Origin of the sequence: Vibrio sp. 10N.247.311.12, from assembly GCF_041467515.1 — a bacterium.
Taxonomy (GTDB): domain Bacteria; phylum Pseudomonadota; class Gammaproteobacteria; order Enterobacterales; family Vibrionaceae; genus Vibrio; species Vibrio crassostreae_C.
Window position 1 is genome coordinate 184,310 of sequence record NZ_JBFSUV010000002.1, and the last position, 11,652, is coordinate 195,961.

Annotated in this window: 9 protein-coding genes; 4 read left to right on the forward strand and 5 right to left on the reverse strand. The window is 43.5% G+C overall.

Annotated features, from left to right (window positions below; all coding sequences use genetic code 11):
• The first annotated feature begins 127 nt into the window (after positions 1-127).
• Together AB6E30_RS02015 and AB6E30_RS02020 are read left to right on the forward strand one after the other, a co-directional pair.
• Complete coding sequence (locus AB6E30_RS02015; RefSeq protein WP_017062167.1) at positions 128-1,093, forward strand: ABC transporter substrate-binding protein; 966 nt, start codon at positions 128-130, stop codon at positions 1,091-1,093.
• Positions 1,094-1,344: 251 nt separating this feature from the next.
• Entirely contained in the window at positions 1,345-2,811 is a 1,467-nt protein-coding gene (locus AB6E30_RS02020) for a GGDEF domain-containing protein (protein ID WP_372102495.1), read from the forward strand.
• Positions 2,812-2,937: 126 nt separating this feature from the next.
• On the opposite strand, the gene dusC is transcribed toward AB6E30_RS02020, so the two are convergent.
• Positions 2,938-3,894 (reverse strand): tRNA dihydrouridine(16) synthase DusC, encoded by a 957-nt coding sequence (dusC, locus tag AB6E30_RS02025; protein WP_017069187.1) that lies wholly within the window; start codon positions 3,892-3,894, stop codon positions 2,938-2,940.
• Between the two features lie 175 nt (positions 3,895-4,069).
• Between dusC and AB6E30_RS02030 the strand changes: the two genes are divergently transcribed.
• Positions 4,070-4,690 (forward strand): YecA family protein, encoded by a 621-nt coding sequence (locus AB6E30_RS02030; RefSeq protein ID WP_372102497.1) that lies wholly within the window; start codon positions 4,070-4,072, stop codon positions 4,688-4,690.
• 121 nt (positions 4,691-4,811) lie between these two features.
• Here the strand turns inward: AB6E30_RS02030 and dsbB are convergent, their stop codons facing one another.
• Complete coding sequence (gene dsbB, locus AB6E30_RS02035; protein WP_029235613.1) at positions 4,812-5,327, reverse strand: disulfide bond formation protein DsbB; 516 nt, start codon at positions 5,325-5,327, stop codon at positions 4,812-4,814.
• 147 nt (positions 5,328-5,474) lie between these two features.
• Positions 5,475-7,067 (reverse strand): Na(+)/H(+) antiporter NhaB, encoded by a 1,593-nt coding sequence (nhaB, locus tag AB6E30_RS02040; RefSeq protein WP_372102499.1) that lies wholly within the window; start codon positions 7,065-7,067, stop codon positions 5,475-5,477.
• Between the two features lie 640 nt (positions 7,068-7,707).
• Here nhaB and fadR point away from each other — a divergent pair.
• Positions 7,708-8,547, forward strand: coding sequence for a fatty acid metabolism transcriptional regulator FadR (gene fadR, locus AB6E30_RS02045; RefSeq protein ID WP_017062161.1), 840 nt, complete (start codon positions 7,708-7,710; stop codon positions 8,545-8,547).
• Positions 8,548-8,741: 194 nt separating this feature from the next.
• On the opposite strand, the gene AB6E30_RS02050 is transcribed toward fadR, so the two are convergent.
• Positions 8,742-9,221: a DUF1456 family protein gene (locus AB6E30_RS02050; protein ID WP_010437231.1), complete on the reverse strand. Its 480-nt coding sequence runs from the start codon at positions 9,219-9,221 to the stop codon at positions 8,742-8,744.
• A gap of 221 nt (positions 9,222-9,442) precedes the next feature.
• Entirely contained in the window at positions 9,443-11,503 is a 2,061-nt protein-coding gene (gene metG, locus AB6E30_RS02055; protein ID WP_017062160.1) for a methionine--tRNA ligase, read from the reverse strand.
• Between the last annotated feature and the right edge of the window lie 149 nt (positions 11,504-11,652).

Here is an 11,652-nt window from a genome sequence, read left to right on the forward strand (position 1 = left end):
CTTGTTGTATTTTTGTTAAATATCACTTCAAGTTATCAATGGTTACTGGTAATAATGTCAATAGTGATTTTGATGTTGTTCTCTTTGAGCGAGTAATGACGGGTAGAGCTTGATTCAGGGAGCGATAATGAGTTCTGTAAGAAAGGTATTGGCAGCGGTTTTAAGTTGCTTGATGTTGCTATGGACTGGCAATGCAATGGCAAACGTTGCCAAAGTGTCGGTTTCACAAGTTGTTGACCATCCAGATCTGAATGCGACACGTTTAGGGCTTCTTGAAGGATTGAGAGCCAATGGTTATGAACCCGGTAAGAACTTAGAATTCTCCTATGAAATGGCGAATGGTAACCCGGCTCAGGCAGCCAAGATTGCCAGAGAGCTCGTCAGTGAAAATCCACATGTACTTGTTGGTATCGCGACACCGACTTCACAAGCCTTAGTGTCGGCGACTCGCTCGATTCCTATCGTGTTTACCGCGGTTACGGATCCTATCGGCGCTAGGCTCGTTAAACAATTAGAAAAGCCGGGGCGTAATGTCACGGGGCTTTCTGACTTATCTCCGATCACTCAGCATGTGTCATTAATCAAAGAACTGCTCCCTGAAGCTAATTCAATCGGTGTAGTTTACAACCCAGCAGAAGCAAATGCCGTTGCGTTAGTTGGGTTATTGAGAAAGGCAACTCGAGATTTCGGTTATACACTTCACACCGAAAAAGCGCTGACTGTTGACGATGTCGAAGCAAAAGCAGAATCCATTGCTAAGAAGTCCGATGTTATCTATGCCTTGACCGATAATACGGTTGCAAGCGGCATGGAGGGTCTTATCAAAGCGGCTAACCATGCAGATACGCCAGTCGTCGCAGGCGCCACATCTTATGTCGGAAAGGGAGCGATTGCTGGTTTAGGTCTAGATTATTATGATGTTGGGGTTCAGACCGCGGATTATGTCGCAGCCATTCTGGAAGGACAGAAGCCCGGGAAGTTGAGTGTCAAAACTGCGCAGAGCTCTCAGCTGGTGGTCAACCTAGATGCTGCTCGTGAGCTTGGCGTGACAGTGCCTCAATCTGTGATTGAGCGTGCGGTCATTAGCCGGTGAATTGAGTTTGGTGTTAGGTGAGCTAATAGGCCATAAGTCATATTATTAACAGCATTGAAATGGGCTCAGATAACAAACTCACCTGCTCTATATGTTGGCGCTTCTCTATTTTATTCATTTGTAAGCGGTTATTTGACCGTTAGGTGTGTCGTTAATATCAATTTACATTATTTTACGTCGAGCGAATTGCCGATTAATGTAATAATATTAATGAGGAAAATGAAAATAGCTGAACGCTAAGAGCACATTATATGAAAGTAAATAGGCACTTTAGCCTAACCTTTGTTTTCGGGTTTCCCGCTGTGATCGCCGCGATGTTACTTGGCCTAATAGGAAAGAATCATTTTGATTTGGTGAAGAAAGACATTGGCAGTGAATTCCAGCGTATTGAAGAGGTGTTCAAACGAACCACAAAGGTGGTGACAGCCTTAGACTATAGCTTCTCCAACTACTACAAATCAGGAAGCCCTCTCTTTCTTGAGCACAACAAACAAGTTGTGGATGGTCTTTGCCAAATTTGGCCTATTGATGTATTGCTACTTGCCGACGGTAAAACCTCAGACATTCCCTCTGTCGATATCGACTATATGCTAATCGGTCAAGAGTCTCTTTGTTCTGAAAGCAGTGATAGTTATAAGAGCGCGTCAGAAAAAATAGCGTTAGCTCCTATTCTTTCATTTTTATCCCAGCTTGATGAATACCATGCCGGCGTGCACTTTATTGATACGAGCGGCTATGTGATCTCTTCACCTGAAGGTTTTGCCAAAGGGCTGAGCAAAGAGTTACTCTCGACCATAAAGAGTCGTCCTTATTGGCAGAAAACTGCCAACAACCCTGACCAACTCACCCTTTCAGGCCCTGGTTATCGTTTTGATTCCCTTGACCGTATAATCAGTATGACGATCCCTGTATTCCATAAAGGCGTTCACCAAGGGATGCTGTCGGTGGATATTAATGCTGACAAACTGCTCGCAAACTCGAATGAGCATCTTGCAGGTCGGATCGATATCATTGATACCACTTTAGCGACTCCGGTAGATTCTGCTGCTTTTTATCACGAGATCAAACTGGATGGTGTCTCGTCTCACCATGCGATGTATTACAAATTAGACATCGCGAAAGAGGTTGAGCACTTTTTCGTCTACGAGAAAGACAGCCTTATTGTTGCCATCATTGTGTATCTGTTCTCAGTAACCATCTTCTTCTACGTCAATTCCAATATTGAACGTGGTTACTTCAAAGATCTCGCAGCCAAAGACCCTATGACAGGGTTATTGAATCGTCGTGGCTTAGAAGCGTTCTGGCGCAGTGTAGAGCACGATCAACTGTTTGCATTAACCGTCTTCGATATTGATGATTTTAAGTCAATTAACGACACCTACGGCCACGATAAGGGGGATGATGTGATTCGTTATATGTCGCGTCAGATCAGCAACAGTATTCGAAGCAGTGACGTTGCAGCACGGTTTGGCGGTGAAGAGTTTGTCGTTTATATGAAAGGCGAAGATCGTGAAACTTTGATGAGAACATTAGAGCGAGTGAAGAATGCGATTTGTTCCACTTCAGCCGACATTATTCCAAATGGATTTACGGTGTCTGGCGGTGTCTGCATTGTTGAAACTGAGCAAAGTAAACTTAACTTCGATGAGATATTTAAGTACGCCGATGAAAAGCTGTACGTGGCCAAGACGACGGGTAAAGACCGTCTTGAATTCTAGCTACGTTATTGAATCAATGCTTTGTATGAAAATGAAATGAAAGAGGGAAGAGCAAACGTGTCTACCAAGCGAAGCTTATTTGTACCGGTAAACACGTTTGTAGCGTTGGTAACCCTAAACACAATCTTAAACAGGTTGGCGGCGTTCTTCTTGATAACGCTGAAGGCGTTCTACAATCGGTGGCGCCTTTTTGAAAGTACGAATTTCTTTAAATAGTTCGTTCGCTTCAGGGTAGCCTTTACTTAGATAAACAAACCACTGCTTCACTCTATTGGGGTAGTACATGCCTTTGTCCCCTTTAATTTGAAACTCTGAATAGCGTAGCAAAAGTTCAATGACTTTATCCCACGGCATTTTCTGGTGGTTGTGCTTAACGACGTTACCAAGGTTTGGAATGTTGAAAGCACCACGGCAGACCATCAATGAATCGACGCCTGTTGCTTCTATGCAATCTTGACCATCTTGATAGTTCCAGATTTCCCCATTAGCAATCAACGGCAGAGACGTTTTTTCTCTGATTTGATTGATGAAATCCCATTTGATTTCGCTGGCTTTATAGCCGCCAACTTTGGTTCTTGCATGCACGGTGAGTTCGTCAGCTTTGGCTTGCTCGATGGCATCGACGATTTCAAAGCACTCTTCAGGATGCTCCCAACCTAATCGAATCTTTGCGGACACAGGTATGTGTGCAGGTACTGCTTCTCGACAGGCGTTCACCACTTGATAAATGAGTTCTGGCTCTTTTAGCAGTGACGCACCACCATTACTTTTGTTGACCGCCTTTGCTGGGCAACCAAAATTAAGATCGATCCCTTTCGCGCCTAAGCTAGCAGCTTGAAAAGCATTCTCGGCCATCCAATTTGGGTGTTGCCCTAGAAGTTGGAGATGGATTGGCACACCAGCCATGGTCTGAGAGCCTTGATGTAGCTCAGGGCAAATTCGGTGGAATACATGCGGGGGAAGAAGTTGATCCACGACGCGCACAAACTCTGTCACACAGAGATCGTAATCATTGATCTCTGTGAGAATTTCACGCATTAGGTGGTCTAGAACGCCCTCCATAGGGCCAAGTATTACGCGCATGTTGCTTTACCAAAACTGAATGAACCGAAAAATTCGAGGCGTGATTGTACGGTGTGCTTACAGAATTGTCACTATGAGTGTGGTGCATGTCTTAATGATGGTTTCGTCTCTTAATAGCGACATCTTTGGGAGGATGGCGTTATAATATCGAAAATGCCCAATATCCAGAGCTTTCATGACATATCAATTATTAAGCCTACCAGAATCAATCACTGACATTACTCCGCAGTTTATGGAAGGTGCAATCCTTGCCTCTAACTTAGCGACCAAACCACTCGATCCAGAAGAGTGGCTGGTTATCGTTGCGCCTGAAGCGGGTAAAGAGCTGGTAACAACGGTGACAGAACAGATTAATCGCCAGCACAACCTGATTCAGCGTAATGAATACCTATTAACAGACGTACTGGCTGAAGGTGACTTTAACGAACAGTTCGCTGATTTTTCTGAAGGCTTCATGATGGTTTGGCCAACAGTGGAAGAGCAGTGGCAGAGCGTGACAGTCGCGGATGGTACTCTGCGCATGTTGCAAGCGCTCTTAACCACCTTGATGCTTGCGATTGATGAAGAGCAAACTCAACAACAAATGATCGCTGCAGGGCTTACTAACCCACCATCGCTTGCCGATTTAGTGGGTCAAGTCGATCTGATGATCTCAGAAGTGGCAATGGCAGCGGATGAAGCTATGTTGGGCAATAAGTCCCAGAGCGTGAACCCGTTTAAAGACATTGGTCGAAACGACTTTTGCCCTTGTGAAAGCGGCAAGAAGTTTAAACAATGCTGCGGTAAAAGCAGCTAATCACGGCTTGTTGAGCAACTTAGTTTGTGTGAATAACAGACTCTCTTAATATGTTCAAAAGCTTAAGTAATAAAAAAGTCGACCTCGTGGTCGACTTTTTTGTTGTCCAAGTGTCAACGGCTTACTGCAAGTCCTTTTTCGACTTCACAAATTGAGAAATAACCACAATACCGAAAGCAACCAAGTTACCTGCAAAGATAATTACTAGCCACTGAGGCATAGAAAGATCGAAGAACTGCCACACAACCTTGCTGCAATCGCCGTAAGCCTCAAACATCCACGGAGCCCATTGGTTTAAAGGCGCCCAGCTAGGGAAGGTTACGAATAAGTCGCAGGTTGCGAAAGGGGACGGATTGAACTGGTAATCGACGTGCTCTAAAGCAAGCATCAAACCTTTGTATGCGCCAAATCCCCAGCTAGCAAGGCCTAACCAGCGTGATATTGGGTTATTCGGGGCAATCGCACCAATCATGGCGGCAACACCGATAGCGAGCATAGCAACGCGCTCATAGATACACATCACGCAAGGACCAAGCATCATCACGTGTTGGAAGAAGAGAGCGCACGCTTCAAAAAAGACAATAAAAGCCAGCAGTAAAAGCCAAGATAAACGTCCCTTAGAGAAGTCTTTGATCATTGCTAAAAAGTTCACGAATTGAATCCTGTCTATAAAATAAAAAAGCCCTGATTACTCAGAGCTTTTTATCTTGGATAAGTTTCCTAATCAACTAATATTTTTGATTAGTTAGTTATAGTTATTGTGGTTTGCGACACAGTGTTTAGCTTAGTGACCACCAGAGATAACTGGAGCAACGACTTCACCAGTGCGTTGAATGATCCAACCTGCATCATAGAACCATGCTGTCATTGGCTCTACGAAGAACACAATGCCTGCTAGGCCAACCAGTGCCAATACGATGGTGTATGGCAACGCCATGATAACCATGCGACCGTAAGACAATCTAATTAACGGAGCAAGTGCTGATGTTAATAGGAATAGGAATGCAGCCTGGCCGTTTGGCGTTGCAACAGAAGGTAGGTTAGTACCAGTGTTGATAGCAACAGCAAGTAGGTCGAACTGATCACGAGTGATGATGCCTTCAACCAGTGCAGTTTTCACTTCGTTAATGTAAACCGTACCGACGAACACGTTATCTGAAACCATCGATAAAATACCGTTGGCAATATAGAAGAGTGCGAGCTGTGCGCCTTTATCTTCAACGTGAAGTACTGCATCGATGACTGGCTTAAATAGAGCTTGGTCGATGATCACAGCAACAACAGCGAAGAAAACGGCAAGAAGTGCAGTAAATGGCAGCGCTTCTTCAAAGGCTTTACCCATAGAGTGTTCTTCAATAACACCCGTAAATGCTGTAGCTAAGATGATCACAGACAGGCCAATCAAACCTACTTCAGCAACGTGAAGTGCAAGGCCGACGATAAGCCAAACTGCGATTGCACTTTGAACCCATAGTTTTGCTACGTCTTGCTTTGTGCGGTTTGCACGTTCTTTGTTGTCAAACTCAACTAAGATTTGGCGAACATTCATTGGTAGTTGAGCACCGTAACCAAACACTTTGAATTTCTCGACAAGTACACAAGTTAAAATACCGCAGAAGAAAACAGGTAGTGTTACTGGCAGCATACGGATGATAAATTCACCGAACTCCCAACCTGCTTGCTTAGCAATTACCAAGTTTTGTGGTTCTCCTACCATGGTCATTACACCACCCAGTGCTGTACCCACACCAGCGTGCATTAGCAGTGAACGTAGGAAAGCACGGTAGTTTTCTAGGTCATCACGAGTTAGCTCTGAGATCTCTTCATCATGAGTATGATCGTGCGAAGACGTTGTGCCCTTGCCTGATGCAACCTTGTGGTAGATAGAGTAGAAGCCGACCGCAACGCTAATAACTACGGCGATTACTGTTAGTGCATCTAGGAATGCTGATAAGAAAGCGGCAGCAACACAGAAGGCAACGGAGAGTAAAATTTTAGATTGGATGCCAAGCAAGATCTTCGTGAAAATGAACAAAAGCAGTTCTTTCATGAAGTAAATGCCAGCAACCATGAATACGAGCAAGAGTAATACAGGAAGGTTTGCTTGCAGCTCGTGATAAACCATTTCTGGTTTGGTCATGCCAATGGCGACTGCTTGAATAGCTAATAGACCACCCGGTTGAAGTGGGTAGCATTTGAGAGCCATAGCTAGAGTGAAAATAAACTCAACCACCAATAGCCAGCCCGCAACAAATGGGTCAACTAGGAAGAAAACAAACGGGTTGATGATTAAAAAGGAAATGATGGCAAGTTTATACCAATCAGGAGCTTTACCAAGGAAGTTCTTGATAAAAGCGTTTCCGAGAGACATCGGCATGTTAATACTCTTTTATGTTGATTATGAATAGACAAGCAATACAACATTTTGAGAATCGAGCTATAGAAATTGTTAAAAACTATGACTAACAGTGACTTAGAAAAACTACATTCCATGTAATGTTCTGTGGTCTTGCCAAGTCACTTCCTTAGAAACTCAAGCACTGCTTATTTTTGAGCGCAACTTTACTCTTAGATAACATTTAGTCAACAGGAAAAGCCCTGTAGCCCTAAAAATACCTCTTTTTTGTTGAGAAACGCGATCAAAGTAGCGCAAGCATACCACTTAAAATGTGATAAAAACCGACTAGAATCAATATTTCAGCGAAATGATTGAAAATTACAGAATAACGACGGCTTATATATGATTATTACAACTTAATATTGCAAATTAATAGCTTTAAAAATATGACCAATCCCATTGATTTTAAAGAAAAATTGTTGTGTTAACGGTTTGTTTAAATGGTGGTTTAGAGTCGCTTGCTTTACAAATCTGAGGTGCAAACGTGTGCTGAACTTTAGAGTTATAACTCTAACGGTGTTTAGGGGGAGTAAAATTTTTGAGGGTGTTTCCGCTAGGTGTGAACTAGTGGTATGATGAGTAAATTAGAACAGAATAATTAAATTGGATTGAAGTGTAGATGGTCATTAAGGCGAAGAGCCCGGCAGGATTTGCAGAGAAGTATATCATTGAAAGTATTTGGAATGGCCGTTTCCCTCCAGGTTCTATCTTGCCCGCAGAGCGTGAGCTTTCTGAGCTGATTGGTGTTACACGTACTACGCTTCGTGAAGTACTACAACGTCTTGCTCGTGATGGTTGGTTGACAATCCAACATGGCAAACCAACTAAAGTTAACCAGTTTATGGAAACCTCAGGTCTTCATATCCTTGATACGCTAATGACGTTGGACGTTGATAACGCAAGCAAAATGGTAGAAGACCTGCTTGCTGCTCGTACTAATATCAGCCCGATCTTTATGCGTTATGCATTCAAAGCAAACAAAGAAGCTTCAGAGCGTACTATCAGTAACGTGATTGAATCTTGTGAAGCGCTACTTGCGGCACCAACTTGGGATGAGTTCCTAGAATCGTCGCCATACGCTGACAAGATCAAACAAGCGGTAAAAGAAGATTCAGAAAAAGATGAAGCGAAACGTCAGACGATCTTAATCGCGAAGACTTTCAACTTCTATGATTACATGCTTTTCCAACGTTTGGCATTCCACTCAGGCAACCAGATTTACGGCCTGATCTTTAACGGTGTGCGTAAACTTTATGACCGTATCGGTAGCTACTACTTCTCTAACCCAGAAGCACGACGTTTAGCGATGGACTTTTATAAAGAGTTGTTCATTATCTGTGAAAGTGGCGAGCGCGAAACTTTGCCATTAGTGATTCGTAACTACGGTATCGCAAGTGCACAAGTTTGGAATGAAATGAAAACGACATTGCCGACGAACTTCACTGAAGACGACAGCTAAGGCATAGGTTTACTATTGTTGTTCCTGTTTAGTCAGTGACGTAAAGAAAACGAAAAAGCGGCGAGATAATTCAACTATCTCGCCGCTTTTTATTTATCTGTCGTTACTAGAAAATTATCAGTGGGTCAGTTACTTACCTATGACGAGTAATTTATCTATGTGTAGCAACTTAAAATTTATCTAGGAGTAGTAACTTAACCCGCAAACTCTTCTGAGTCTGGACGGTTGGTAAATTGCACACCGTTTAGAAAATCGCAAAGTAGTTGGTCTTCACACACTTTGTAGTTTTTGTTTTCTGGCTTGCGGAAGTAAGCGCCGATTTCGTACTTGCTCAAGCTAATGCCAACCACTTCTAGTACGTCCAAAACATCTTCTGCTTTCATGTTCAATGCGATACGAAGCTTCATGAAGATCATGTTGTTCGTCAGTGCAACTTCAGGTTTAGGTTGCTCGCCTTCTTTTTTGCCACGCTTAAGGTTGATGAAACCATTTAGGAATACCGCTAACTCTTTATCTTTCATCTTAGAGCATGACTTGTCGTTGTCATCTTTTAGCCAGTTAATCACTTGGTCATGAGCAACAGTCACATCAGCTTGTTCGATAGCTTTGATGATTTGTGCATTTTTAAGGTTTAGTGCGTGTTGAATACGACGCAAGATTTCGTTGTTAGTCACTGGGGATTCCTAAAAAGGGTTTTAGAGTAAAGAGGTGTTGGTTTAGCCTATTTTTGTCGACGAACCAATTTCTACTCTACATAGCATAGTTGACGGCGACTCTAACAGAGAACGCTAATTTTCGGTAGATATAAAAAATCCCCAATGCTGATTAACTCTTTCAAGTCAAAAATGCATTAGGGATTTAGTGATGGGTGCTTGTTATCTGACTGGAGTCAGAATTACATTACACGCATACCAGGTTGAGCACCTTCGTGTGGCTCAAGGATCCATAGGTCGCTGCCGCCAGGGCCCGCTGCTAGGATCATGCCTTCAGACATACCAAACTTCATCTTACGAGGTTTTAGGTTTGCTACCATTACAGTTAGCTTGCCTTCTAGCTCTTCAGGTTTGTATGCTGATTTGATACCAGAGAATACTTGGCGAGTCTCACCACCGATGTCTAGTTGGAACTTCAGTAGTTTGTTCGCTTTTGGTACTTCTTCACAAGAGATGATACGAGCGATACGCATGTCTACTGCTGCAAAGGCATCGAACTCAATCTCGTCTGCGATTGGCTCTTTGTCTAGCTCAGTTTGGCTTGCTTGCTCTTTTTCAGCTTCTGCTTTTTCTTTCGCTGCTGCTTCAGCGGCTGCATCTTCTTTAGAAGACTCAACCATTGCTTCCACTTTCTTAGGGTCAATGCGGTTGAATAGCGCTTTGAACTTAGTGATCTCGTGATCAGTTAGCGGAGTAGCAATCGCTTCCCACGTTAGCTCTTCGTTTAGGAAAGCTTCAGTGCGAGCTGCAAGCTCTGGCATCACTGGTTTCAGGTAAGCCATCAGTACGCGGAATAGGTTAATACCTACAGAAGAAACTTGTTGAAGCTCAGCTTCTTTGCCTTCTTCTTTTGCAAGAACCCAAGGTGCTTTTTCGTCGATGTACTGGTTAGCTTTATCCGCTAGTGCAGTGATTTCACGGATAGCACGGCTGAATTCACGAGTTTCGTATAGCTCACCGATACGCTCAGCAGCAGCAACGAATTCGTTGTATAGCTCAGGCTCTGCAAATTCAGCAGCTAGCTTGCCTTCAAAACGCTTAGTAATGAAGCCAGCGTTACGAGAAGCTAGGTTAACAATCTTGTTTACTACGTCAGCGTTTACACGTTGAGTGAAGTCTTCAAGGTTAAGATCTAAGTCATCGATGCGGCTGTTTAGTTTAGCAGCGTAGTAGTAACGTAGACACTCAGGGTCTAGGTGGTTTAGGTACGTGCTTGCTTTGATGAATGTGCCTTTCGACTTAGACATCTTCGCACCGTTCACTGTTACGTAGCCGTGTACGAATACGTTGTTTGGCTTACGGAAACCTGCGCCGTCTAGCATTGCTGGCCAGAATAGGCTGTGGAAGTAAACAATGTCTTTACCGATGAAGTGGTAAAGCTCAGTTGTGCTGTCTTTCTTCCAGTATTCATCGAAGTTTAGATCGTCACGTTTGTCACATAGGTTCTTGAAAGAAGCCATGTAGCCAACAGGTGCGTCTAGCCATACGTAGAAGAACTTGTCTTTTTCGCCTGGGATTTCAAAGCCGAAGTAAGGTGCATCACGTGAGATATCCCACTGTTGCAGACCAGACTCAAACCATTCCTGCATTTTGTTTGCAGTTTCATTCTGTAGAGAGCCAGAACGAGTCCACTCTTTAAGCATGCTTTCGAACTGAGGTAGGTCGAAGAAGAAGTGCTCAGAGTCTTTCATTACTGGAGTTGCGCCAGAAACCGCTGATTTAGGGTTAATTAGCTCAGTTGGGCTGTATGTCTCACCACAGTTATCACAGTTATCACCATACTGGTCTTCTGACTTACACTTAGGGCAAGTACCTTTTACGAAGCGGTCTGGTAGGAACATCTCTTTCTCAGGATCGAAAAGCTGAGAAATAGTGCGGCTAGAAATGAAGCCGTTCTTTTTAAGTTCTAAGTAGATGTGAGAAGCCAGTTCACGGTTCTCTTCGCTGTGTGTGCTGTGGTAGTTATCAAAGCTGATATCAAAGCCAGCGAAGTCTTTTTGGTGCTCTTCACTAACAGCAGCGATCATCTCTTCTGGCGTGATACCCATCTGTTGAGCTTTAAGCATAATTGGCGTGCCGTGAGCATCGTCAGCACAGATGAAGTTTACAGTGTTGCCACGTAGACGCTGGTATCGAACCCAGATATCAGCTTGGATATGCTCAAGCATATGGCCAAGGTGAATAGAGCCGTTAGCGTACGGAAGCGCACAAGTTACCAAAAGTTGTCTTGGATCAGTTGCCATACTTAATAATTCGCTTTTTTGATAGGTATAAATTTGAGAGGTAATACTACTTTATAACGTGTGATACGCCAAGGTATCAGACTAAGGATTCCCCTAGTTTTTTAGGGGTTCAGTCTTCATCTCGTGGGTGATAGCATAAATAAAAAAAG

Excerpts from the sequence above, each read along its gene's own strand:
- AB6E30_RS02015 (WP_017062167.1), top strand. The coding sequence starts at position 128 with ATGAGTTCTGTAAGAAAGGTATTGGCAGCGGTTTTAAGTTGCTTGATG.
- AB6E30_RS02020 (WP_372102495.1), top strand. The coding sequence starts at position 1,345 with ATGAAAGTAAATAGGCACTTTAGCCTAACCTTTGTTTTCGGGTTTCCC.
- dusC (WP_017069187.1), bottom strand. The coding sequence starts at position 3,894 with ATGCGCGTAATACTTGGCCCTATGGAGGGCGTTCTAGACCACCTAATG.
- AB6E30_RS02030 (WP_372102497.1), top strand. The coding sequence starts at position 4,070 with ATGACATATCAATTATTAAGCCTACCAGAATCAATCACTGACATTACT.
- dsbB (WP_029235613.1), bottom strand. The coding sequence starts at position 5,327 with ATGATCAAAGACTTCTCTAAGGGACGTTTATCTTGGCTTTTACTGCTG.
- nhaB (WP_372102499.1), bottom strand. The coding sequence starts at position 7,067 with ATGCCGATGTCTCTCGGAAACGCTTTTATCAAGAACTTCCTTGGTAAA.
- fadR (WP_017062161.1), top strand. The coding sequence starts at position 7,708 with ATGGTCATTAAGGCGAAGAGCCCGGCAGGATTTGCAGAGAAGTATATC.
- metG (WP_017062160.1), bottom strand. The coding sequence starts at position 11,503 with ATGGCAACTGATCCAAGACAACTTTTGGTAACTTGTGCGCTTCCGTAC.